This is a genomic window from Pseudoalteromonas sp. CO342X (assembly GCF_004208915.1).
GTDB classification, from domain to species: Bacteria; Pseudomonadota; Gammaproteobacteria; order Enterobacterales; family Alteromonadaceae; genus Pseudoalteromonas; species Pseudoalteromonas maricaloris.
The window spans coordinates 318929-343586 of sequence record NZ_SGPH01000010.1 but is presented as its reverse complement, the minus strand read 5'-3'; the positions used below and the strand labels follow the sequence as shown (position 1 = coordinate 343586).

General features: G+C 44.5%; 23 protein-coding genes. 18 read left to right on the top strand and 5 right to left on the bottom strand.

Going from position 1 to position 24658, the window contains the following annotated elements:
* Window positions 1–261: 261 nt before the first annotated feature.
* The 8 genes from EXT47_RS03550 to EXT47_RS03515 all read left to right on the top strand — a co-directional run bounded on the left by EXT47_RS03550 (window position 262) and on the right by EXT47_RS03515 (window position 6389).
* Window positions 262–1200: a CHAD domain-containing protein gene (locus tag EXT47_RS03550; protein WP_130125895.1), complete on the top strand. Its 939-nt coding sequence runs from the start codon at window positions 262–264 to the stop codon at window positions 1198–1200.
* Between the two features lie 23 nt (window positions 1201–1223).
* Complete coding sequence (locus tag EXT47_RS03545) at window positions 1224–2123, top strand: DUF350 domain-containing protein (protein WP_039493655.1); 900 nt, start codon at window positions 1224–1226, stop codon at window positions 2121–2123.
* Between the two features lie 3 nt (window positions 2124–2126).
* Complete coding sequence (locus EXT47_RS03540; RefSeq protein WP_130125894.1) at window positions 2127–3863, top strand: polyamine aminopropyltransferase; 1737 nt, start codon at window positions 2127–2129, stop codon at window positions 3861–3863.
* Between the two features lie 81 nt (window positions 3864–3944).
* Window positions 3945–4358 (top strand): DUF2170 family protein, encoded by a 414-nt coding sequence (locus tag EXT47_RS03535; protein ID WP_010371994.1) that lies wholly within the window; start codon window positions 3945–3947, stop codon window positions 4356–4358.
* Window positions 4359–4373: 15 nt separating this feature from the next.
* Complete coding sequence (locus EXT47_RS03530) at window positions 4374–5063, top strand: PspA/IM30 family protein (protein WP_010371996.1); 690 nt, start codon at window positions 4374–4376, stop codon at window positions 5061–5063.
* Between the two features lie 65 nt (window positions 5064–5128).
* The gene (locus EXT47_RS03525) at window positions 5129–5767 is read left to right on the top strand and encodes a DUF4178 domain-containing protein (RefSeq protein WP_130125893.1); all 639 of its coding nucleotides are present in this window, start codon (window positions 5129–5131) and stop codon (window positions 5765–5767) included.
* Entirely contained in the window at window positions 5764–6090 is a 327-nt protein-coding gene (locus EXT47_RS03520) for a hypothetical protein (protein ID WP_130125892.1), read from the top strand. The genes EXT47_RS03525 and EXT47_RS03520 overlap by 4 nt, the downstream gene beginning before the upstream one ends.
* Before the next feature lie 68 nt (window positions 6091–6158).
* On the top strand, window positions 6159–6389 hold the full coding sequence (locus EXT47_RS03515) for a hypothetical protein (protein WP_130125891.1): 231 nt from the start codon (window positions 6159–6161) through the stop codon (window positions 6387–6389).
* Between the two features lie 360 nt (window positions 6390–6749).
* On the opposite strand, the gene EXT47_RS03510 is transcribed toward EXT47_RS03515, so the two are convergent.
* The 5 genes from EXT47_RS03510 to EXT47_RS03490 form a co-directional block, all read right to left on the bottom strand.
* Window positions 6750–7229 carry an FKBP-type peptidyl-prolyl cis-trans isomerase gene (locus EXT47_RS03510; protein WP_010606161.1) on the bottom strand — a complete coding sequence of 160 codons (480 nt, stop codon included), beginning with the start codon at window positions 7227–7229 and terminating at the stop codon, window positions 6750–6752.
* Window positions 7216–9645, bottom strand: a complete 2430-nt coding sequence (locus EXT47_RS03505; protein ID WP_130125890.1) for a Lon protease family protein — start codon at window positions 9643–9645, stop codon at window positions 7216–7218. Before EXT47_RS03505 ends, EXT47_RS03510 begins: the two co-directional genes overlap by 14 nt.
* Window positions 9646–9716: 71 nt before the next feature.
* The gene (locus EXT47_RS03500; protein WP_017216346.1) at window positions 9717–10175 is read right to left on the bottom strand and encodes a hypothetical protein; all 459 of its coding nucleotides are present in this window, start codon (window positions 10173–10175) and stop codon (window positions 9717–9719) included.
* A gap of 134 nt (window positions 10176–10309) precedes the next feature.
* On the bottom strand, window positions 10310–12445 hold the full coding sequence (locus EXT47_RS03495; RefSeq protein ID WP_130125889.1) for a TonB-dependent receptor: 2136 nt from the start codon (window positions 12443–12445) through the stop codon (window positions 10310–10312).
* 180 nt (window positions 12446–12625) lie between these two features.
* Window positions 12626–13702 carry a PepSY-associated TM helix domain-containing protein gene (locus EXT47_RS03490; RefSeq protein WP_165383790.1) on the bottom strand — a complete coding sequence of 359 codons (1077 nt, stop codon included), beginning with the start codon at window positions 13700–13702 and terminating at the stop codon, window positions 12626–12628.
* Between the two features lie 248 nt (window positions 13703–13950).
* Here EXT47_RS03490 and leuS point away from each other — a divergent pair, with 248 nt between their 5' ends.
* Genes leuS through EXT47_RS03440 form a run of 10 tightly spaced genes read left to right on the top strand, consistent with a single transcriptional unit; the run spans window position 13951 to window position 24504 of the window.
* Window positions 13951–16539, top strand: coding sequence for a leucine--tRNA ligase (gene leuS / locus EXT47_RS03485; RefSeq protein ID WP_045988933.1), 2589 nt, complete (start codon window positions 13951–13953; stop codon window positions 16537–16539).
* Window positions 16523–17035 (top strand): LPS assembly lipoprotein LptE, encoded by a 513-nt coding sequence (lptE, locus tag EXT47_RS03480; protein ID WP_010606155.1) that lies wholly within the window; start codon window positions 16523–16525, stop codon window positions 17033–17035. The genes leuS and lptE overlap by 17 nt, the downstream gene beginning before the upstream one ends.
* Window positions 17035–18078, top strand: coding sequence for a DNA polymerase III subunit delta (gene holA, locus EXT47_RS03475; protein ID WP_130125888.1), 1044 nt, complete (start codon window positions 17035–17037; stop codon window positions 18076–18078). The genes lptE and holA overlap by 1 nt, the downstream gene beginning before the upstream one ends.
* The gene (nadD, locus tag EXT47_RS03470; RefSeq protein WP_039493674.1) at window positions 18075–18710 is read left to right on the top strand and encodes a nicotinate-nucleotide adenylyltransferase; all 636 of its coding nucleotides are present in this window, start codon (window positions 18075–18077) and stop codon (window positions 18708–18710) included. Before holA ends, nadD begins: the two co-directional genes overlap by 4 nt.
* A 52-nt stretch (window positions 18711–18762) precedes the next feature.
* Complete coding sequence (gene rsfS, locus EXT47_RS03465; protein WP_130125910.1) at window positions 18763–19080, top strand: ribosome silencing factor; 318 nt, start codon at window positions 18763–18765, stop codon at window positions 19078–19080.
* Window position 19081: 1 nt separating this feature from the next.
* Window positions 19082–19552, top strand: coding sequence for a 23S rRNA (pseudouridine(1915)-N(3))-methyltransferase RlmH (gene rlmH, locus EXT47_RS03460; protein ID WP_010372039.1), 471 nt, complete (start codon window positions 19082–19084; stop codon window positions 19550–19552).
* A 2-nt stretch (window positions 19553–19554) separates the two neighbouring features.
* Window positions 19555–21423 (top strand): penicillin-binding protein 2, encoded by a 1869-nt coding sequence (gene mrdA / locus EXT47_RS03455; protein ID WP_130125887.1) that lies wholly within the window; start codon window positions 19555–19557, stop codon window positions 21421–21423.
* The gene (rodA, locus tag EXT47_RS03450; protein WP_039493680.1) at window positions 21420–22526 is read left to right on the top strand and encodes a rod shape-determining protein RodA; all 1107 of its coding nucleotides are present in this window, start codon (window positions 21420–21422) and stop codon (window positions 22524–22526) included. Before mrdA ends, rodA begins: the two co-directional genes overlap by 4 nt.
* Window positions 22526–23299 carry a septal ring lytic transglycosylase RlpA family protein gene (locus tag EXT47_RS03445; protein WP_130125886.1) on the top strand — a complete coding sequence of 258 codons (774 nt, stop codon included), beginning with the start codon at window positions 22526–22528 and terminating at the stop codon, window positions 23297–23299. Before rodA ends, EXT47_RS03445 begins: the two co-directional genes overlap by 1 nt.
* A gap of 41 nt (window positions 23300–23340) precedes the next feature.
* A complete protein-coding gene (locus EXT47_RS03440; RefSeq protein WP_039493684.1) occupies window positions 23341–24504 on the top strand; it encodes a serine hydrolase in 1164 nt (387 codons plus the stop codon).
* Window positions 24505–24658 lie beyond the last annotated feature (154 nt).

Sequence of the window (24658 nt, the reverse complement as noted above, 5' to 3'; positions counted from 1 at the left end):
TTTATATTGATGCTTTGGTGATCGTTGCATTCATACGAATGCAACTTCTATATGAACAAACTCTATTATTATCCCAGTCCACCTAACGCTATGGTTTATGTTAATACAAATGTTAAGGTGTATAGGTAATAACTTTCTAGACTGATTTATTGTTACAATTTAAGCCCCTTTAACATGCCGATCACGGCACGTTTGAGTTGACTTAAACTCAATAAAACAGCACATTAAAACGAATGGTCAAGGTAGATTAGGTGACAATGAATGTCCAACTTTAGAATTTGGAAACTGGTTAGCCTACTGTGTGTTTTGAGCCTAATGCTGGGCTGCGAATCGAAAGAAGAACGTATCCAGCAAACCATTACACATACACTTCAAGAAGCTTCAACAGCGATAAATACGCTGGGAACCGCCCTTGATAAAAAGCAGGTGAGAAATGCCAACCTTTTGACTGAGTATGGCAAAGTACTTGGTCAGCAAAAACCTCAGCTCAGTGAAATTGCGCAAATTATTTCCCAAGACGCAACAAGCAGTGGCACCTTATATCAGAGTTTATTGACTCGTTATCAGTCCCTCAAGTCCCCCGCTCCAAGTATGAACAGCGATGATATTATCAACCAAGCGCTCTTGTTAAAAGAAGCAGCTTCCATCAGTTTGTTCAATGATGCGCTGACAGATCCAATCAATGTTTTAGCCGATATGTCAGATGGAAAGCTAGCGCGAGTTGGCGCAATCAGTCAGCAAGCGGAACAAACGGCAAACGGTCAGACCGGTGTTGGCAATCAGCTTGTTGGTAATGCCAACTATGGCGAATGGCAGACCAACTCAAACGGCACTAGCTTTTGGATGTGGTACGGCATGTATCGCATGCTTGGCGATATTGTTGGTGATGTTGAATATGGTCGCTGGAGTAAACACCGTAAATACAGTTACTACAGTGACTATGGTCGTCATAGATACACCAGTTATAAAAGCTACAAACGCCAAACTGAACTCGCCAAGCGTACTCAACAATCGTATCAACGCCAAGGCAAACAGTTTACCAGTCCCTATGCCAAGAAAAAGTCTGGCGCGTCAGGGTTAAGTCGAAGTAGCAATACCCCATCAGCAGTAACTCGAAGCAGCTACTCTCGAACCTCAAGCTACGGCTCAGTTCGCAATAGCTCAAGTAGAACCTCCCGTGGCGTAAGCCGGGGCAAATAGCGCATATATAGCGGAGTTAACACATGTACCAATTTAACGGATTAACAGCTTGGACTTTTCAAGCATTGCTAATAGATATGGCGGTGATCGTCGCGTTGTTTGTTAGCTTAAAATACATCAAAGGTTGGGTATCTAACCTTCACGCAAACGATGAAATCACAGAAAAAGACAACTTTGCATTTGGCCTCAGTTTTGCTGGTGGTTTAGCAGGTTTGGCCATCGTAATTTCAGGTATTTCAAGTGGTGCTTTTGCCAGTTCTTTGGCTCAAGAAGCGCTACAAATGGCGGGCTATGGTATCGTTGGTATCATCCTTATCAAACTCGGCCACTTTTTCCAAGACAAAGTCGCGCTACGCAAGGTGAACCTTCATGACGAAATCGTTAAAGGTAATGTCACCTCAGCACTGATTGATTTTGGCCATGTGGTGAGCGTTGCCATTGTGATCCGCTCAGCTTTGCTTTGGGTACTCACAGAGGGCTGGTACGGTTTACCGATTGTGGTTGCTGCCTTCATTATTGGTAATATTTGTATGTTGCTTGTGAGCCAATACCGAGTACAACTATTTAAGCGCACCAACAAAAGTGGCGACTGTTTACAGCAAGCAATCAAAGACAACAATATCGCGGTCGGGATCCGCTACGCGGGCTTTTTAATCGGCTCAGCACTAGCACTGACTGCAGCGTCCGGTTTAGCGCCGTATGTAGCGGACAACATTAACTCAAGCCTACTGTACTGGAGTATTGCGGCACTGGGTAGCATTGTGCTTTTCATCGTCTTACATCTCGTCATGATAAAAATTATTCTTGCGGGTAAAGATATTTCCGATGAAGTGAACAGACAAAAGAATGTTGGTGTTGCTGCAATCTCAGCCGCGCTTTCTTTTGCGATTGGTACGACTATGGCTAGTTTGTTAGGTGCATAACCCTTGAGCGCATCTGCACCACAAACTTCAGCAAGAGTGACCGGCAACTGGTCGTTGTTCGGTCACGACACCTTACTTATTGGCGTCATGGCTATTTTGGCCGGTTGCGGCCTAATCTACGAATATTTACTCTCCCATTATGCTGGTCGCGTTTTAGGCTCTGTAGAAAGCGCGATTTATGCCATGATTGGCACTATGATCGTGGCCATGGGCATTGGCGCATTTTTAGCACGCTGGTTCAAAGATCCTTTTACCGCGTTTGCATGGCTTGAAAGCCTAATCGCGCTACTCGGCATGAGCAGTATTTTGGTGATCGCCAGTGTTATTGCACTTACCTATACCCTGCCCCATACACTTTCTAGCCTTTACAGCCTGCCTCCCGATAGTGTCTTAGATGGCATGCCATTTGCGCAATTACAAGCATTTGCCCGATTTTTACCTTATGTTTTCGGCCTCATCCTAGGCATTTTAATTGGCATGGAAATTCCACTGATTGCTAGGATCCGTCAACAAGTGTATGGCCGCTTCCTTGAAAATAACGCAGGTACCATTTACGGTGCAGATTATATCGGTGCTGGTGTTGGTGCTGCTATTTGGGTCACGATTATGCTTGCGCTGCCAATAATGCAAGCAGCCGCGTGGACTGCGCTATTTAATATTGTTGCAGGACTTATCTTCCTATGGCGTTACCATGCTCATGTCCGCTTCGCTAAGCTGCTGTTTGCTTGCCACTTTGTTCTACTTGGTATCTTTTTTGTCATCCTGAGCCATGGCTCTCTTTGGATGAAAGACCTCAGCAACGTGCTTTACAAAGACAAGGTGATCTATTCAGAGTCAACGAAGTATCAACATGTTGTCATCACTGAGCGATTGAGCCGCGCACAACCGATGCCAATTAACGATTTATTCTTAAATGGTCGATTACAGTTTTCATCTGTGGATGAACAGATCTATCACACTATGCTCGTTTATCCTGCTATGCTGGCATCCAACCGTCGCGAAAAGGTGTTAATCATTGGCGGCGGAGATGGTCTAGCACTTCGAGATGTACTGGAGTGGCCTGTTGAAAATGCAACCTTAATTGATTTGGATGGGCAACTGCTCTCACTATTTGGACTACAAGGGCAACCCTACCCTGCTAGACCACATATCACCAGTCAATTAACTCATTTAAATGGCGACGCCTTAAACGACCCAAGAGCAACGGTTATCGTTGCAGATGCATTTTTAGAAGTAGAAAAAATGCTTGACCAAGGTAGGCAATTTGACACTATCATTATCGACTTACCCGACCCTAATCACCCTGATTTGAATAAGCTATATAGCGACTACTTTTATAATCATGTGCGTCAATTGCTGGCACCCGATGGTGCACTCGCTATTCAGTCAACGTCTCCCTATCACGCCAAAAAAGCGTTTATTAGTATAGCCAAAACGGTAAAACATGCCGGGTTTACGCATGTTGAGCAATACCAACAGAATATTCCCTCATTTGGCCAGTGGGGATGGACAATCGCAACGAGAACAGGACAACCAGCAAGTGCTAGGATCCGGGCAGTCGAGTCTTTACCAGTCCCAAGTAACTGGATAAACAAAGAGTATTTACTCGCGACTTTCGCCTTCCCAAATCGCTTTTTTGATGGAGCAAAAGATATTGAAGTCAACCAGTTAGGAACAGGGAGACTATACGATTATTATCGCCAAGCATGGCAAACAGAAGATGAGTTGTATAAAAATTAGCGCACGGCCATTGACATATTATGTCTTACGTGCAACTCTTAACTCAGACATAATATGTCAAAACAAAAAAGGTAAATGAAGATGGAATTAAATGAACTATCAATCAAATTAGCATCATTTGAAACAGAAGGTGCTAACTTCGAATCTTTCTTAATCGCCAATGAAGGCGAGCAAGATGTATTGCAAGTGATTGTTGACGGAAATGACGAATTACCAATTTTTGTGACTCAGACTGAAGAACAACTTGTATGCATTAGTTACCTATTTAAAGAGAATGAGGTAAAGCCTGAGTTGCTAAACGAGTTAAATGAAGCACTATTAAAACTGAATGTGCCGATCCCGCTGAGTGCGTTTGCTAAAATTGATGAGCAGTATGCGATATTTGGTGCTCTAGCCGTTTCCTCCTCAATTGATGAGATCACGCACGAACTGGTCACCCTAGCGGACAATGCAATCGAAGCATTAGATGCAGTGACTGTGTATTTGAATGAATAATATTGGAGTTGTGAAATGAGTATTTTAAAGAAATTATTTACTGCTGTTCGTGGTGGCGCTAGAGAAGTTGGTGAGTCAATTGTTGATGCAAATGGCATTCGTATTTTTGAGCAAGAAATTGCTGACGCACAAAACGCATTAGCTAAAGCAAAAAAAAGCTTAACAGAAGTAATGGCGAAAGAGATGCAGACAAAACGCAAATTAGCTGCACTTGACGAAAGCATTATCGAGCATGAAAACTATGCTGGACAAGCGCTCGAAAAAGGTAACGAAGCTTTAGCGGTAGAAATCGCAGAGAAAATCGGTGAATTTGAAGTTGAGCGCGCAGAGCATCAGCAAGTGCTAGACGGCTTTAGTAAACATGTGATCCTGTTAAAACAGCAGATCAAAGAAGCTGAAAAAACGATTAAAGAAAACCAACGCCAGCTGACAATGGTAAAAACCACAGACAGCGTTCAAAAAGCAACCATGGCAGTAAACAGCACGCTAAATACCAATGCGTCATCTATGGTAAATGCACGTCAGTCGCTTGAGCGTATCAAGCAACGTCAGCAAGATAGGCAAGATCAACTGGCTGCGGCAAAAGAGCTTGAAGCCGCTGCAACGGGTGCAGATCTAAAAGCCAAAATGGCAGAAGCGGGAATTGGCTCTACGCAAAAGAGTAATGATATTCTTGAACGTATTAGAGCTAAACAAAGCAACTAATATTTGCTGATTAGAAAAAGGAGGCCTCGCCTCCTTTTTACCCTTTTTGATTATGTAGGTGTACTATGTTTGGCTTTTTTAAATCAAAAAAAACTCCTGAGCGACAACTTACTCATGCAAAAGATCTGCAAGTTGGGGACATGCTCACCATCATCGATTCGTTCGCTTACCCAAGCTGGCTCAAGGGACAAACCCTAAAAGTGGTTGGCGTACAAACTTACCAATTTGAACGCAGCGCTGCATATGAATTTGTTCTCGAAAGTGATTCAGGTAACATTACTTTTTTGCAAGTTGAACAAAGTGACGGTGAGGAATACGCGAATTTCTCTATCAAAATCCAAAGAGAAGACGTCGACGCTATTTTTACGCTTGATGAATTTGCGCGTATTTTCGATGAAGAAGCACTGACCCACATCGACACCCACGCTACTCCAGAGATTTTCGAGCGATTTTTAGGTAAAAGCTATCAACAAAGTGAAGCGCCCTACGTTTGCTATTTTTACGATAGCGATTATCGCGGCCGCGCTTTGCCACGCTATCAAGATGAAAGTGGCGAAGTATGTGAAGTTATCGAGTTACTTAGTCCTGACGAAAAGTTCGCTATCAATATCGAGATCTGGGATGGAGGGGAAACTGACGTGTCACTAACCATGTGTCGCCCACTGAGCGATATTGTCGACCTATTTCCTGGAGCGAACTCGTGACCACAAGAGAAGACAAGTGGAAACGTCAAGAAGTGGCATTGAGGGCCACACAAATGGCCTTCGATTTAACCACGGAAGTACAAAAAAGTATTAAAAAACAGGCAATAGACGAAGAGCTAACGCCATCCGATATGATCAGAAAGATCCTTGATTTAGAAGTTAAATCGAAGAAAACTCGGCAACGCTTATCCTTCAATCTAACCGATGAAGAAATCGCACTACTGGCGGAACGTTTTGGCGTTGACCCCCACGACAAACGGGCCGTAAAGCAACAGGTCGCCAATATGCTACTCAGTCGCTACTCAGATAAAAGAAACAAGTAAGCAGTAATACCAATCCATTAATTCTCCAACTATTTTAAATAGTTAAAGCTACAACCTAAGAGGGAACGATGACAGAAGCAGAGATTAAGAAAAGTATTGATAAACATAGTGTGAAACCACTTATTTTCGTAGTCATCATGATGTTACTAATAGCATTATTGAATAACTGCTTATTGGAAGATGATCCACTATCTCCAAACCTACTCATTTTCGGAGCATTAGCTGCTGGCATACACATCTTCAAAAATGTTCTTTGTGACGTCCTTGTCACAAAATCAGCACAGAATGGTTCTAAATAACCTGAGATGCGGATAATTAATGCCTTTCTAGCAGCTAGTTTTAGCGCTAACTGCGTTGAATTCACTTCCAATAGCCAGCTATTGGTGCGTAAATTCGCCTTGCCTACAGGATGTAGGTACCTTAGCGAGAGCAGGACGCGGAAGCGGTGTTTTCCCTAAAACTCTCTGGCTAGACAAGGAAAAACTAAGTTGTGCTTTAGCAACAATGAGTTGGAACATTCCTTATCCAAACCTCAGGTTAAATAACCTGAGCTTAAATAACATCATTTCTCTCTAGCAGCCACTTTAACAATTGTAGCGTCGGTTAATCACGCTTGGGCAAATAAAGATAGCTGCTAGAGCTTCATCGCTTTGAGAACATCACTCTACCGCGAGCAGCTCAACTTCAAACACCAATAACGAACCCGGTTCGATTTTACCTGCAGCACGGTCACCATAGCCTAAGTCTGGACCAATCCAAAAGCGGTATTTATCCCCTTCGCTCATCAACTGCACACCTTCGGTCCAACCCGGGATCACTTGATTAAGTCCAAAGCTGATGGGTTGGTCACGCAGTACCGAACTGTCGAATACGGAGCCATCAAGTAAAGTGCCGTGATAATGCACTTTAACTTTGCTCGTTGCATTTGGCTGTTTGCCACCGTCAGTTTGAGTGATTATTTCGTACTGAAGACCTGAGTCAGTTTTATGGACCTCTGTGCGCTTTTCGTTTTCTTTCAAAAAGTCAGCCGCTTGAATTCGATTAAACTGCGCAAGCTGCTTTTGCTTTTGGCCACCTCGAAAAAACACCACCGCAATCACCAGTGCAACAATAACGAGGATAATATTAGTTGTCGTCATGGTTTTCTTCTCCTTTGTCATCATCGCCGTTTACGACTTTTGCAATACGCTCCAGTTTCGCCATTGCAACTGCATTGATACTGTTTTCAGGATAGCCCTCTTCACTTAGCTCCCCTGCTGGTCTATCCATTAACAAGCTAAGCGCTTCATCTACCGTAGCAACGGCATAGACATGGAATAAGCCTTTTTCAACAGCTGCAATCACTTCATCATCTAACACTAAGTTGACCTTGTTAGATTCAGGGACGATCACCCCTTGCTTACCTGTGAGGCCTCGCATTTTACAGAGTTTAAAGAAACCTTCGATTTTTTCGTTTACACCACCAATGGCTTGTACTTCACCGTGTTGGTTAATTGAGCCAGTGAGCGCTAATGATTGATCCACGGGGAGTTGCGTCACCGCCGATAGCAGCGCACAAAGTTCTGCAAGTGATGCGCTATCACCGTCAATAAAACCATAATTTTGTTCAATGGCGATATTTGCACTGAGTGTCAGGCTAAAGTCTTGCGCATACTTATTACCTAGGTAACCCGTAAGCAGCATCACGCCTTTTGAGTGAATTGACTTACCTAAATCTACCTCACGTTCAACGTCAATCACCCCGTCAGCACCCGCGTATACCGTAGAGGTAATACGCGCAGGAGTACCAAATGCGGTGTCACCAATATGCAGGACCGTCAGGCCGTTTACCTTACCAATTGCGGTGCCTTCAGTTGCAATCAAAGTATGCCCTTCTTGAATATCGCTGAGCATGTTTTCACTCAACTGCCCAGTCCGATATTCTTTTCCAGCTATCGCTTCATCGATGTGATTAGCGGCTATTTGGTTTACGCCATCTTGCTTGGCATAAAAACTGGCTTCTGCCACCAGCTCCAAAACATCAGCAAAGCGCGCCGAAAGCTTACTGTGGTGCTCCGCTTGGCGATAGCTAAATTTAAGCATACGCGCCAGCGCCGCTGAGCTAAGCTCAATCTTCAAGGTATCATTACAGTATTCCATCACCTTAGTGATAAATTGATACTGCATTTTGTCCGAGCTTGGTAAATAGTAATCAAAATCGGCCAGCACTCTAAATAGTTCTGCAAACTCTTCATCGTACTCACCTATGGTGTAATATAGATCTCTCGAACCCAAAAGAATAATTTTGACATCCAATGGAATTAACTGCGGCTTTAAGGTAAAGCTGCTGCCCACCGAATTGTCTTGATACGGTAGGTCATTTTTAATTTGGTGGGTTTTTAACGACAGTTTAAGGCCATCCCACACTTGCGCGTTAGCCATGACCTTTTCAGCATCCATGATCAGATAACCGCCATTGGCGCGGTGCAATGCACCGGCTTGAATAGAGCGATAGCTGGTGATCAAATTACCTTGAGAGGTTGCATATTCCACCTTACCAAAAATATTACCAAAGGTCGGATTTGGCTCATACACCACAGGCGCAGGGTCGTCCTCTTTAAACTCAACCAGAATATTGGGCGCAAAAAAGTCCGTGAGCATTCCCTTTGAGTCAAAGTCATCTTTGTTTTCGTCGCTGTTGCTACTATCGTCGTCTAGCCAATCTAATACCGCATCGACAATTTCAACCTTCAGATCTTTAAGATAACGCAGCACGCCAATGTGTGCGGCATACTTATGCTCAAGTGCTTTTAATAGCGGTTTGGTCGCCACTTCGATGGTAGTTTTTTTAAGATTACGTAAGCGCTCAGAAGATTCACGCTTCCATCTTGGCAGCTCAATAAGTGATTCGATTAGGGCATCTTCTAATGTTTCTATTGCGGTTAAAAAGTGTGCCTGAACATGCTCGTCCAGAGCCGAAAACTCCGTATCACTGAGCTGCTTACCATCGACCACAGGAGCAAAGCCAACAGTCCCCGTATCTTCTATCAGTGCAACGCTCATACTCATAGCTTGCTGCTCAACAGCGGTGATCGCAGCATCGTATTTTTGTTCGAATTCTTTATCTAGCGACTTTTTCTTGCGTTGATAACCCGGATTGTCAAAAGCTGCAGGAAAAGTATCTAAGATCTCATCGATAAAGGCGTCAATATCAGCCTCAAGCTGCTTACTTTCACCCGCCTGCATAAATAGCGCGATAGGCTCGCGGTGGTCGTCGTAGTTGTTGACGTACAACCATTCTTTAGGCGTTGGCTTAGTTTTACTGTGTGCCTCAAGCTTGTCTTTTACCATGGTAAAACGACCCAGCGCCGCTTCTCCCATGACATACACATTATAACCAGGAAGCTCCATTCCCAAGGCAAAGTCTAGCGCGGTTTGAGCGCGCTGCTGGCCAATAAACGGTAGTGCTTCTGGATAAGGGTTTTGGATACAATTTTCTATGTGAGTCAACGAAACTGATGGCGCGAGCTGACTCGCAGGCAGTGCTTTTTCACACGACAATTTAGATTTGGTCATTCTAACTTCTTTGTATTATTCGCATACGTTAGTCTACTCAGCTTGGTGCTTCCAAGCTGAGCGCCCACACTTTAGGGCGCTAATGCTTTTCTAGTATATTCCCCATGCCCGCACTCGCTGCAAGCTGGGATCTTGATGGCATAATAAACATCTAATTTATAGCCACAATTCTTACACACTAATTGTCCCAAAGCTATCCATTCACCTTCTTTATAAATGCCTTGGTGTTCAAAATCTTTTAAAAGTGCGGACCACTCAAGTTGAGTTCTATCTTCTAATTGGGATATTTCGAATAAGATGTTGGCTTTGAGCTCACTCCAAGCCGCTTCATCATAGAAGGATTTGTTTTCGAGAAGATGTTCCAAGTCACGTTTTAGATAGTAACTATAATCATCATAGGTTTGTTTGGTGTAGTCTTTCAGTGCGCTCTGCGCTTCCCAGAATCGCTTAGATAAATCGTCAATTTCATGTTCTTTGACGTCTTTGAGCCAATCGGAAAACTGATCCAGCCATTTTTGATAATCCGCCATTGCTACACTCCTGTTTCGCCAATAGATTAAGTGTAGACCAGATATACCATTCATTGTATTAGGGTTTGCTGAACTTGGTGCTCAGCAAACCCATTTGACTTCAGATTATGAAGCCAAAAGTAATTGCTATTAACTTAGAAACGATACTTCACGCCAACAGTTGCTGTTGTACCAAGGCCTTTAATATTGTAGCCACCGTACGTATAGGCTTGTGCGCGAGCCGGGTAGTAGTCTGAGTTAAATAAGTTCTCAATACCAACAAAAGCTTGCCAACTTTGGTCGAATCGATATTGACCACTAAAGTTAACCACGTTGTAGCTGTCAATTGGACCTTGATCGCCAACATAGTTGCCTTTATCGTTCCGCTCAAAACGTTTACGGTCGCCCACATGTAACCAGCTTAACGTCATCGATAGCGCATCAACTGGCTGCCAGTTTAGGTTTGCCGTAAGCTTTGGTGGGCTAATTTGTCTAGAGCCAAGATAAGTATCGGCTTCGGTATCTTTACCCTCGACATAGCTATATGTCGCAATGAGTTTTAGCGTGTCGTTGATCTTGTAATCGACAAGTGCCTCATAGCCCCATATTTTTTGTGGTGCTCGAACAGGCTCATAAACTCCGGTTACTTCATTGAATTTATTCGTTGTACCAAACTCAGACGTACTTCTATATGCCGCAAATTCAAATCGTAACGTCTCAAATTGAGAGTTAAAACCGATTTCGTAGTTATCAACAATCGATGCTTCTGTTTGAATTTGACCTATGTCTTCTACCGTTGCACTGCGCAGCAGACGGCCAATATCGGAGATATCAGAGCCCTGCGAGTAACTGGCGAATGGGCTGAACTTTTCATTCGCGTTATATTTAATACCCACATTGTAAGTTGTGGCATCATAGTCAATGGTGTCGCCTTTCACGTTAAGTGGCACAGAGCACTGATCCGCTGAACGGCAAAGTTTTAGTGTTTGGTAATCAGCTACCGCAAGATCAATGCTTTCTTGTCTCACTCCCGCTTTTAACACTAGGTCATCCGCAACAATCCACTTGGTCTGTAGGTAACCTGCGATGCTTTCCATGTCCATTTCTGGCACCCAAATACGACCATCGACAAGTGGCTGTGAGGTCACATCATTCAACGCATCGATACCATAAATGAAGGTAGCTTGGACATTGTCAAAATCAACCAAGGTATTAAATGTCGCACGCGCGCCCTTTTTTTCAGAGCGGATGATAGATTGACCGCCAGTGTATCCTTCATCAGGGTTTGCTAAGCTTGGAGAGAAGAAGAACACGTTCTCAATGTCTTGCATATACGCATCAAGCGTCATTTGTGTATCAGCAAAAACTTCTATGTCGGTGTATTTCAAAGTAATGTTTTCATTACCTTCTGGCCCTTGAGGCTTACCTTGTTTTTGCTGAGCTGGTGGCACGTGAATAGCGTAAGATTTTTCACCTAAATTAATGTTACCAAACACATCACCTAGGTCCGTTTTTTGCTGTGAACTGTAAAAGTTATAGCTAAATTGCAGTTGCTTGTCTTCGTCAAAGTCATAGCCAAGCTTAGTAAAGTAGTTTTCTGTCACGGTATCCGACAGACCATACTGTAAACCCAGAATATCGCCTTCGGCATCACGCTGAACACCGTTTTCTTCATAGCTTGCCGTGACTAAATAACTAAATTGGTCAACGCGGCCATTAATCGCGCCCGCAATTCGAGCACCGGCGCTCTCTGCAAGCTTTACTGCACTAAAGCGGCTAGATAGACTAATTTCACCTTCTGGTTTGCCATCGCTTTTGGCCTGCTTGGTGATGTAGTTAATGATCCCGCCTGAAGCACCATTACCATAAATTGAGGTTGCCCCTTTGATCACTTCTATACGGGCGATGGCACTTGGATCGAGTGTTTTTACACCCAAAGAACCATTTCGTAGTGGTGTAGATTGAGGTACACCGTCAATCATCACCAGAGGCGCACGTCCACGCAATGATTGCCCTGTATTACTTGAACTACCCGTATCCGGAGCAAGACCAGGAACAATTTGAGATAACAAACTTTGTAGTTCTGGATTTACTTTTAAATGATCTTCGATTTGTTTTTGATTAATAATCGTAATAGAGGCAGGCACTTCATCGATGCTTTCAAACACACGACTGCCCGAGACCACGATATGCTCCATATCTGCAGCTTGAAGATCTTTAACATTGGTATCGTCTGCAATGGCTGCTGCGCTAACAGCCAACGCTACCATACTGAGAGTAGTTTTTAACATGGTTATCCTTGCTGGATTTAGAATAATAATGATGTAAAAAGCGGCAATATAATATTGCCAAACCTCAGTAAAAACAAGGTAAATGTGAATAATTTGCATTACCCTTTACTGAGAAATTATCCTACTCTGCACCACTTTTTGCAATTATATCTACATAACAGTAACTTAGAGTGAAGTTAATTACCTCTTCCTGCGATGGCGTTGTAACCAAAAATACAAGCCGGATACCGTGAGAAAGGTCGGAGCTAAGGCAAGTATTAACCAGACAAATTGCACGATGGGTCCTGCAAAATCACCAATATGAAACTTGTACTTAAAGTTCCAAACTTGCGTAGCGACTCCCGCTTTTGACGCATCATATTGCGCTACTACCTCACTATTATAAGGGTTTACCCAAACCCAGCTATAGGCATGACTTTCGCCTGGATTTTGAACTCTGAAAGCGATGCTGTCGGACGCTTTGTCAGGCATATAAATACGGAACAGCTGACTGTCTGGGAAGGTGGTTTTTGCGCGTGTTGTAGCGCTATTTAAATCATAGGGTAAGCCGTGAAAATTAACCGTAATAGTGGGCGGTTTTGGTCTTGCTTCGACCTCGTCAAAGCTCAACCACTCAACCACAGCCTTAGTTTGCGGCTGCCAGTTAAACGCCATACCACTAAAGGCAATGAGCAGTATAGGTAAAAGCAAATATACCCCCAATACGGTGTGTAACTGATAAAGCAGGATCCTTAGCTTAGCTTTTGGTTTTATCACTAGCCGTTTCAAGCGATTTTTAGGCTTTACCCAAAGATAAAAACCCAACACTAACTCAATAATGAGTACAAGTGCACAAATAGATACCCAATCTCTAAGCGGCTTTTTGTTGTCAGCACCTTCAAACAACAACCAACGGTGTAGCGCCATCGTAAAGCCATATATCGTAGAATAATACTCGTAGCGATGAAGGATCTCGCTACTGTAGGGGTTAACGCTAACATAATCACCGCTAGACAACTTCAGTTGCCATGCCAAATCCGGTTGCTGCTCAGGCATAAACAGTGAAACTTTTTCAGCGGTTGTAGATTCAACTGAGATGACTATTTGCTCTACCCCAAGAGGCTCAGACTGTGGCTCAACTCGCCACAACTGAGGCTGAGTAAGATATTGAATATCTTTGGCATATATAAGCAGTGCCCCAGTTAAGCTTAAGCAAATAATAAACGCACCAGATACTAGCGCCATTACTAGGTGAGCACGGCGTAACCACAATTTTATCAAGGGAATTCTCAAACTTCTTTCGATATTTAGCAATAGTAAGTGATAATAACTCTTACTTGCAACAGCACAAAACTTCCCCTTTTACCGCTGCTGATCTTCGCGTCGTTTATCTTCACTTCGACACCACCTTTAGTCCGCGGCAATCGACTAAAATAATTCCACTTTAGGTGCTGTGATTGCTGGCCAATTTCGGGTATGCTATCGAGCAATTTTCTATTAATTTTGCCAGATGTTTGGAAACCTAGATGCAAGAGCAATATAACCCGCAAGATATCGAAGCCAAAGTACAGTCGTACTGGGAAGAAAACAATACCTTCAAAGTTGTCGAAGACGAAAGTAAAGAGAAGTACTACTGTCTCTCAATGTTCCCATATCCAAGTGGTCGCCTCCACATGGGTCACGTACGTAACTACACCATTGGTGATGTGGTTTCTCGTTTCCAACGCCTACAAGGCAAAAACGTTATGCAACCTATGGGTTGGGATGCGTTTGGTCTTCCAGCTGAAAACGCGGCGATTAAAAATAATACCGCACCGGCTAAATGGACCTACGAAAATATCGACTACATGCGCAACCAGCTTAAGTTACTTGGTTTTGGTTACGACTGGGATCGTGAAATCGCAACTTGTCACCCAGAATATTATAAGTGGGAGCAGTGGTTCTTCACTAAGCTTTACGAAAAAGGCTTAGTATACAAAAAGATGTCAACGGTAAACTGGGATCCAGTTGACCAAACGGTACTCGCAAATGAGCAAGTTATTGACGGCCGTGGTTGGCGTTCAGGTGCCATTGTAGAGCAAAAAGAAATTCCACAATGGTTCATTAAGATCACCGATTATGCACAAGAGTTATTGGATGACTTAGACAAGCTTGACCACTGGCCTGAGCAAGTTAAAACCATGCAGCGTAACTGGATTGGTCGCTCAGAAGGCGTTGAAATCGACTTTAAACGTGCCGACAACGACGAAAGCTTCACCGTATACACTACCCGCCCTGATACCTTTATGGGCGTGACTTATGTGGCAGTTGCGGCAGGTCACCCAATCGCTCAAGAAGCGGCGAAAAACAGCGATGCGATCTCTCGTTTTGTTGAAGAGTGCAAGAACACCAAAGTTGCCGAAGCGGATATGGCAACAATGGAGAAAAAGGGCATCGCAACTGGCTTTACGGCTATCCACCCACTCACAGGGCAAGAAGTGCCAATTTGGGTAGCTAACTTTGTACTGATGGATTACGGCTCAGGTGCCGTGATGGCAGTACCGGGTCACGACCAACGTGATTATGAGTTTGCAACCGCTTATGGTCTTGAGATCAAACAAGTTATTCAGCCTCTAGCCGGCGCAGAAGTAGAAGCCAATCTGGCTGAAGCAGCATTTACCGAAAAAGGTACGCTTATCAACTCTGGCGAGTTCGATGGCCTAGACTTTGAAGGCGCATTTAACGCCATCGCAACTAAACTAGAATCACTTGGCGTAGGTAAACGCAAAGTAAACTTCCGTCTTCGCGATTGGGGTGTGAGCCGCCAGCGTTACTGGGGTTCGCCAATCCCAATGTTGAACAAAGAAGATGGTTCTGAGCTTGCGGCACCTGAAGACATGCTTCCTGTTCGTCTACCTGAAGACGTAGTCATGAATGGGGTAACTTCACCGATTAAAGCAGATCCTGAATGGGCAAAAGCAACAATAAACGGTGAAGCAGTATTCCACGAAACCGATACATTCGACACCTTTATGGAATCATCTTGGTACTATGCACGTTACTGTAGCCCACGCTACGATGAAGGTATGCTTGAACCAGGTGCTGCAAACTACTGGCTACCAGTAAACCAATATATTGGTGGTATTGAGCACGCTATCTTGCACTTGTTGTACTCGCGCTTCTTCCACAAGTTGCTGCGTGATTTCGGTTTAGTGAATTCTGATGAGCCATTTGAGCGTCTACTATGTCAAGGCATGGTACTTGCGGACACTTACTACCGCAAAGACGAGAAAGGCGGCGACATTTGGATCGCACCAACTGACGTATTAACTGAGACTGACGACAAAGGCCGCATCACTAAAGCGTGGCATAAAGAAGACGGCGAGCCGGTATTCTCTGCAGGCATGAGCAAAATGTCTAAGTCGAAGAACAATGGTATTGACCCGCAAACGGTTATCAAGCAATACGGCGCTGACACAGTTCGCTTATTCATGATGTTTACGGCTCCACCAGAACAAACGCTTGAATGGTCTGACTCAGGCGTTGAAGGTGCGCACCGTTTCCTTCGTCGTATTTGGAAATACGCAGTTGACGTAAAGCAAGCAGGTACTGCCGAGCTTGATTTAAGCAAACTAAATGCAGCGCAAAAGACGCTACGTCGCGACATCCACAAAGCCATTGCAAAGGTGACAGACGATATCGAACGTCGTCAAACGTTCAACACGGCAATTGCGGCGGTGATGGAGCTTTCAAATAAGCTTATCAAAGCACCACTGAGCGATGAGCAAGACATTGCACTAGCCAACGAAGCACTAGAAGCCATGGTGATCATGCTTGCGCCTATCACACCGCACATGTGTCACGAACTATGGGCTGAGCTTGGCAAAGCTGGCGATATCCTTGATGCGGCATGGCCTGTTATCGACCAAAGCGCACTAGTTGAAGATGAAAAGCTTATCGTTGTACAAGTCAACGGCAAGCTGCGCTCTAAAATCACCGTGGCGGCAGATGCAACGCAAGAACAAGTTGAAGCGATTGCATTTAGCGAAGAAAACGTCACTAAGTTTACTGACGGCAAGACCATCCGTAAGGTGATCTATGTTCCTGGTAAGCTACTTAATGTGGTTGCAAACTAAGATGCGTAGCCTATTTTGGCACACCAGCAAGCTAGCAGTTTTGCTAGCTTGCTTCTTCGTGGCGAGCTGCGGTTTTCACCTCAAGCAAGCCTCTTACCTTCCTGACGATCTAAAAGAAATCACCTTAAGCGGTGACGACAAGCGTTCAGCCTTGTTTGAACAGCTACAGTCCGATCTTCAGCGCGCTCAGGTATCCCTTACACCAAAAAATACCAAACAAGCTGCTGAGTTGTACTTGTACAATGACTCACTTGAACGTCAAACACTCAGTTTGTTCAAAAATGGTCAGGTTGCTCAGTATGAACTGGCGTATCGCGTGTCGTACCGATTGAGTCGTCCGGGCCAAGAACCCGTTAAACAAATGTTCGAGCTGTATCGTAACTATCAGGACGACCCAGACAATGCGCTAGCAAAGGCAAAAGAGCTTGAGCTGATCCTGACCGAGATGCGTCGTCTTGCAAGCCAACGTATTATTCGAGAGTTGTCGCAACTGTAATGCGCTGTTATGCCAATCAACTCTCCAATTACCTAAGTAAAGGGCTTGCACCTTTTTATCTGGTCTTTGGTGAAGAACCCTTTCAGCAAGGCGAATGTGCACTTGCCATACGAACCGCAGCCAAGCAGCAAGGCTGTGACGAAGTCATTAAATTTGCTCTACTTCCGGGATTTGACTGGCAAGAGCTCAGTGCGCAGTACAACAGTATGTCTTTGTTCAGTGCGCGTACGCTCATTGAGTTCGACTTTAACGAGCAAAAAGTCCCTACCCAAGGTGTCGCGGTTTTAAAGTCTTTGGCCGCACAGGTCAATCCAGATGTCGTTGTTATTTTTAAAGGGCTGGGCGCAGGTCAAGACATTCAACGAACCGCTTGGTTCAAGGCATTAGAGCCTAAAGGCCTGTTTGTCCCTTGCTATGCGTTAACGGGCCGTCATCTTGAGCGTTGGTTTGATGATGAATGTAAGCGGCTGAAGCTGTCTGTGTCACCACAAGGCAAGCGCGCCCTCCTCGTCGCCACAGAAGGCAACTTGCTTGCAACGCATCAGGAGCTCGAAAAGCTCTCCTTACTATTTGGTAAAAACCCTGTTGATGAACAGCAATTGCTGAGCGGCTTATTAAATCAATCTAAGTTCGATATTTTTGATTTAAATACCGGATTGCTAAGTGGTAACCCTAAACAAATCATCAAAGTATTGAACAAGCTCGCCAGCGATAATGTAGAGCCCGCGAGTATTCTCTGGACCTTGCAAAACCAAGCACGCACCCTGCTGGGTGTTAAAACCTTGTGGCAAACCGGCACTACGCTTGCAGATGCCTATAAAAAGCATAATGTCTGGAAAAATCAGCAAACCATCACGCAGCAAGCGTTAGACAGATTAACGCTAGAGCAGATGAAACAGTTGCTCTGTATGATGGCAGACTTTGATACCGCATATAAAGAAGCAAGGCTCACTGCGCCATATCAAGCTCTAGCACACATCGCGCTGGCCTTTGCCACCCCCATCGCAATGCCGTTACCAATTAGCCAGAGTGAGCATGTATGATTGCTTTGTTTGGTGGTACTTTCGATCCTCCGCATTTAGGCCATTTAAATATGGCGATGCGCTGCGTCGACGAGCTAAGTCTGGCTGAGTTAAAATTTTTACCTTGTGCCATACCGGTTCATAAACAAAAGCCCAGTATCAGTGACGAGCATCGCCTAGCGATGCTTGCAAATTTGCTATCAGGGCAACAAAAACTGGTTATTGATAGACGTGAGCTTGACCGACAAGAACCCTCTTACAGCCTGCTAACACTGCAAGAGCTGCGTAACGAATATCAGGACCAGCCGATTTTGTTTTTAATGGGTATGGACTCGTTTAATAGCCTGCACACTTGGTATCAATGGCAAGAAATCACAAAGCTGTGTCATCTGGTGGTGTATCAACGCCCAAATGAACATTGCTCACCAGATGCTAAAGTCTCGGCTTATTTAGCCAAAGCACGCACAAATAGCTCAAATAAACTCCAAACCAGCAAGGCTGGACACTGCTATTTCCTTCACGGTGAGCAAAAAGACATTGCATCGAGTACAATAAGAGCTGCAATTGCACAGCATGACAAAGAATATTTGGAACATTGGCTGCCTGCTTCTGTCATAGATTATATAAATAGCCATGGCTTGTATGCTGATTAACCCCATAAAGCATGTTAAAATCGCCGATTATTTGAAATACAGAGACAAAAACTTGGATTCAAAACAGTTATTAGATTTCGCGCTAGACAAAGTAGATGATATGAAAGCGCGTGATATTGTTAAGCTCGACGTTCGCGAAACTTCTTCAATCACCGATTACTTAGTGATCTGTACTGGCACTTCAAAACGCCATGTACAATCGATTGCCGATCATGTCGCAAAAGAAGCACGTCATGCTGGAGAAACACCAATTGGCCAAGAAGGTCAAGACGTTGGTGAGTGGGTATTGGTTGATTTGGGTGACGTTGTTGTTCACGTAATGCAAGACCAAACCCGTGATTTTTATGACCTAGAAAAGCTGTGGGGCTAATGTGAAGATCCAACTCATTGCAGTAGGTACCAAAATGCCGAAGTGGGTTGAAACTGGCTTCACCGAATATCAAAGACGCTTCCCCAAAGATATGCCACTGGAGTTAATTGAAATTAGCGCTGGCAAACGGGGGAAAAACGCAGATATTAAACGCATTTTGCAACAAGAAGGTGAAAAAACCTTAGCCGCTATTCCAAAAGGCAATCGGATCGTAACCTTAGAAGTGACTGGCAAGCCATGGGATACACACCAACTTGCGAGCAATATGGAAAAGTGGCAGTTGGACGGTCGCGATGTTAGCTTACTGATTGGCGGCCCTGAAGGGCTTGCACCAGAATGTATTGCTGCGGCTGAACAAAAATGGTCATTATCAAACTTAACCCTACCCCACCCTTTGGTGCGTATAGTGGTTGCCGAGAGCTTGTATCGCGGCTGGAGTTTAAATAACAATCACCCTTACCACAGAGAATAATAATGATAAAAAAACGGCCGACGATTAGGGATCATTCTGCCGAGGCTAACCTCTTTGCGAGACGGGCCTTTGTCGGCTTTGTTTTTGTCGTTATTATTGTTGGGATCTTGTTTCACAATGTCTATAAGCTTCAGGTGACCGAGCACGAGACCTATCGCACCCGCTCCAACGATAACCGTATAAAAGTCATTCCTGTCGCCCCTAACCGTGGTCTGATTTACGACCGCAATGGTGTCTTGCTCGCCGAAAACCGCCCTGTTTACAACCTTGAAGTGATCCCAGAAGATGTCGAAGATCTCGAAGCATCATTAGCTTCTGTACGTCAACTCATCGAAATTTCTGAGCAAGAAGTAGAAGATTTCAAAAAGGAAATCAAGCATAACCGCCGCTTCAAAAGCCAAGTATTAAAAGGTGGTCTGAACGAAGAAGAAGTGGCGATCCTTTCGGTTAACCAACACCGTTTGCCAGGCTTTAGCGTTGAAGCTCGATTGTCCCGTTATTATCCTTATGGCGATACCCTCACACACGCCCTTGGCTATGTCGCAAAGCTCAACAAAGAGGAACTCTTTGACTTAGAGCTAGAAGGCAAAGACACGAACTATCGTGCCACCCATGATATCGGTAAGCTCGGTGTTGAGAAGTTTTATGAAGAACAGCTGCACGGCATTGTTGGCTCTCGCCGCGTCGAGGTGAATAATCGCGGCCGTATCATTCGCACATTAAGCATGGAAACGCCGCAACCAGGTAAAGACTTGGTACTAACGCTTGATATCGGCTTGCAACAAATCGTCCAACATGTACTAAAAGACACCCGAGGCGCGATCATCGTTATGGATCCACGAGATGGCGGAATTTTAGCGCTCTATTCTAACCCAAGTTACGACCCGAATCTGTTCGTTCACGGGATCAGCGGCAAAGACTACCGAGCCTTGCTCAACCCAGACAGACCACTTATCAACCGTGCAACTCAAGGCCGTTATGCACCAGCTTCCACAGTGAAACCCCATCTCGCTGTGCTTGCACTGGAAGAAGGTGTTGTCACCGAAACAACCAAAATTTGGGATCCCGGCTTTTTTCAAATTCCCAATGTAAAACATAAATGGCGTGACTGGCGTCCTTGGGGCCATGAGCATGTTGATGTATATAAGGCTATTGAGCAGTCTTGCGACACCTATTTTTATGAAGCTGCATATAAACTCGGCATAACTAAAATTAGCGACTTTATGAACCAGTTTGGCTTTGGTGAGCTTTCGGGTATCGATATTCATGAAGAAACCTCCGCCATTTTGCCATCCGTTGAATGGAAAAGAGAACGTTTTAAAGAGTCGTGGTACCCGGGAGATACGATTTCTGTTGGGATAGGGCAAGGTTACTGGACTGCCACTCCAATGCAAATAGCGAACTCGCTGAGCATTTTGGTCAATAAAGGCATACACCGCCAGCCTCACTTAGTACAAATTTCTAAGCAAGACACTGAAGTAGAACAATTATTTACGGAAGAAAAACCGCCTGTTGTGTTGAAAAACCCTTATCACTGGGATATCGCATTAAAAGCCATGCACAACACAGTAAAAATAGGTACCGCGAAAAGTGCATTTAAGGGCGTGACCTATGATCACGCTGGTAAAACAGGTACCGCGCAAGTTATCAGTATTGCTCAAGGCGAAAGGTACAATGCCGAGAAGCTGAAAGAAAAACACAGAGACAATGGTATCTACGTGGGTTTTGCACCTTTTGATGACCCTCAAATTGTTATCACTGTGGTTGTAGAAAACCAAGGTGGTGGTAGTGCTATCGCAGCGCCAATGGCACGCCAAGTGATGGATTATTACTTTTCAGCCTACCCGCTTGAGAAGGAGCAACAGCAATGAGCCCGCTGAATAAGCCACGTTCGCTATTCGAAAAAGTCCACATCGACCTACCATTATTTGCAGCCTTGATCACTATGATGATTGGTAGCCTTGCGATTGTTTATAGTGCTAGTGGACAAGATATGGGCATGATGATGCGCCACGGCACACGCATGTTTGGTGCGTTAGTTGCCATGCTATTTATGGCGCAGTTTTCCCCCAATACACTTAAGCGTGTGGCTATTCCGGTTTACCTCTTAGGTCTTGGCATGCTCGTCGCAGTGCTGTTTTTTGGAGTCAGTAGTAAAGGGGCTCAGCGCTGGCTTGATTTAGGCATTACCCGCTTTCAACCTTCTGAAATAATGAAGCTAGCAGTGCCCATGACGGTCGCTTGGTTTATTGGCCGCTCTCACTTACCTCCTAGTATTTTGAATTTAACAATCGGCTTTGCGATTGTATTAGTGCCAACCATTCTGATCAAAGAGCAGCCCGACTTGGGTACTTCTATCTTAATCGCCAGCTCTGGTATTTTTGCGCTCTTTTTAGCTGGGTTAAGTTGGCGTTTAATCGGCTCTGGTTTGTTACTCGCGGTACCCGGAGGCTATGCGTTTTGGCATTACGGAATGCATGCCTATCAAAAGCAACGTGTTCTGACCTTTTTAGATCCAGAAAGCGACCCGCTGGGTTCTGGTTACCATATTATCCAATCGAAAATTGCGATTGGCTCCGGTGGCGTTGAGGGCAAAGGCTGGCTGCACGGAACACAATCTCAATTAGAATTTTTACCCGAGCGCCATACCGACTTTATCTTCTCGGTGTTGAGCGAAGAATTTGGCTTGTTGGGTGTCACTATTTTACTCAGCTTGTATCTTTTTATAATTGGTCGCGGATTGTATATCGCAGTGCAAGCACAAGACGCTTTCAGTAAGCTGCTTGCAGGAGCACTGACATTAACCTTCTTCGTCTATGTCTTTGTAAATATCGGAATGGTTTCTGGTCTCTTGCCAGTAGTCGGTGTACCTCTGCCCCTAATTAGCTATGGTGGCACATCGATGGTGACCTTAATGGCCGGTTTTGGCATTATTATGGCAATCGCAACAGATAAGAGGATGTTGTTAAAATAATGACAGTTCGTATTACCCTAATTTCAAAACTGGTTTTAGTATTTGCCCTGTTAAGCGTGCTCAGCGCTTGTGGAAATCGCTATCATATTCGCCATGATAAAGCGCCACTACGCGAGCCTACCGAACTGGAAATGCAGGATGCCATTGTCACCAACGAGAAAAAGAGCGTGAGTGCCAATCGCCCCTACACTGTTCTTGGAAAACGTTACACACCAATCTCAGACGAACATGGGTATCAACAACAAGGTACTGCTTCGTGGTACGGCCGTAAATTCCATGGCTACCACACCTCCAATGGTGAAATTTTTAATATGTTCGATATGACAGCGGCACATAAAACGCTGCCACTTCCTAGCTTTGCCAAAGTAACAAACTTAGACAACGGACGCTCTGCTATCGTTAGAATTAACGACCGAGGTCCATTCCACGACGATAGATTAATCGACCTGTCTTACGCTGCAGCCTATAAGCTAGGCTATCACCTTCAGGGTACAGCGCGCGTTAAGGTCGAAGCTATTACTCTATCGCGCGAGTCTCCAAGGCTAACCTATGTACAAGTTGCTGCTGGCAGTAAACTTGAGAACATACAGTTATTAGCAGGTCAGTTAAAACAAGAACTGGGGTTAGGTACACCCATCACGTTTGAAAACAACCTGTACAAGCTTAGAGTCGGCCCAATTACCGACGACAATCAAGCACAATCTTTACTAAAAACCTTACAACAAGGTCAATTTAGTCGTGCTTTCTTGCTTTACAGTGAGCAGGAACTTTAGAATAACCGCAATGAATGCCGATAAACAAAAAAGCGAGCATAATGACTTCTATCAAACCAAAAATCGTTAAAAAAGTCCTTGGACTGGTATGCACTTTCTCTATTATGAGTGCCAGTGCACAAATTATTCCTTCGCCGCCGCAGATTAATGCGAAAGGCTATTTCCTTGTTGATTTCACAACTGGAAAGGTGATTGCAGAAGGTGAAGCCGATACTAAGCTAGCGCCAGCAAGTTTAACCAAAATGATGACCAGTTATGTTATTGGTACTGAAATCGCGGCAGGTAACATTAGTCCATCTGATCAGGTCACCATTAGCGAAAAAGCGTGGGCTAAGAACTTTCCAGGTTCATCGGTGATGTTTATCGAAGTGGGTAAGCAGGTCAGTGTTGATGACTTAAACCATGGGATCATTATTCAATCAGGTAATGATGCTTGTGTTGCAATGGCCGAGCACATTGCTGGTAGTGAAAGTGCGTTTGCCGATCTGATGAATGCACATGCTGAAAAGCTAGGCATGACGAATAGTCACTTTATCAATAGCCATGGCCTAGACACCGATGAGCATTACACCACTCCAAGAGACATGGCAACTCTAGGTGCCGCGCTTATTCGTGATGTACCTGATGAATACGCTTTATATAAGAAAAAGTCTTTTTCATACAACGGCATAAAGCAGTATAACCGTAACTCACTACTTTGGGATGCAAGCCTTGAAGTGGACGGCATTAAAACCGGCCACACCTCGGATGCCGGCTACAGCCTTGTTACTTCAGCGATTAAAGATGATATGCGTCTTGTTGCGGTAGTCATGGGCACAGAAAGTGAGCGTGCACGTAAAGTTGAAAGCAAAAAATTGCTTAACTACGGCTTTCGTTTCTTTGAAACCATCACTCCTTACCAAGCTGGTGACGCTTTTGCCGATCAGCGCGTATGGATGGGTAACAAAGAAACCGTATCGCTTGGCATTATGGAAGACACGCCAATCACTATTCCACGTGGTCAAAGTAAGAACTTAAAGGCTAACTTTGAGCTAGATAAGACGCTCGAAGCACCGCTAGCAAAAGGCACTAAAGTTGGTACTTTGTTCCTACAACTTGAGGGTGAAGATGTAGCACAATACCCACTGGTTACGCTTGAAGAGATCCAAGAAGGTGGATTCTTTAGCAAGATCTACGACTACCTACGTTTACAGATCTCGCAATAACCCCATTTTATGTAAGTGAACGCCTCATCATGAGGCGTTTTTTTTTGCGTCAAAAATGATAGAATGCGGCCAATAAATGACGACCATGGCAACTCAAGGCTTGAAAGAGCCGCTAAGTAACCAAATAAAGGCGTCAGCAAGTAGTTCGTTGTGA